Here is a 487-nt window from a genome sequence, read left to right as displayed (position 1 = left end):
AAAAAAGAGAGTGTGAATAAGATGAATGAAAATGCAGAGCTTATAAAATATATAGACGTTGCTGAGAATGTCTATGACCGTGTCTATGAAAATAACCAAGTTTCAAATGATTTGATTGTTAACCTTAACCGCATTATGGCTGAAATCAAAAAACAGGCCGACGAAAAGGATCTGAGGTTAAAATATAAGTCGATCGACTTTGAATATTGTCTGAGTCTACCTTTGGCAGATAGAGATATAAAAATTGATCTGAGTTTGATTCCTCACTTTGAACACCGCGATGAGTGCATTTTATGGCTAACTAACTTTATTGGAAAAATAAGTGTGCCTCAAAAGATGATGAGGCAAAAACTGAGTTATCACTAATTTAGTCTTAAAAGAAATTCAATTTCTATTGTTGTGGATATGGTGGGTATAAAAGCAAGATTTTAGAAGCATGAAATAACTCATATTTAAAAATTATTTTTGATGAGATTAAATATACATA

At 31.2% G+C, this 487-nt stretch carries 1 protein-coding gene; it reads left to right on the top strand.

Annotated features, from left to right (window positions below; genetic code table 11):
- The first annotated feature begins 21 nt into the window (after positions 1-21).
- Positions 22-366, top strand: coding sequence for a hypothetical protein (locus NL42_RS12540; protein WP_461312992.1), 345 nt, complete (start codon positions 22-24; stop codon positions 364-366).
- The last annotated feature ends 121 nt before the right edge of the window (positions 367-487 follow it).

This window comes from Acinetobacter sp. GN11, from assembly GCF_054823985.1.
This window is presented reverse-complemented; position numbering and strand designations above follow the sequence as displayed.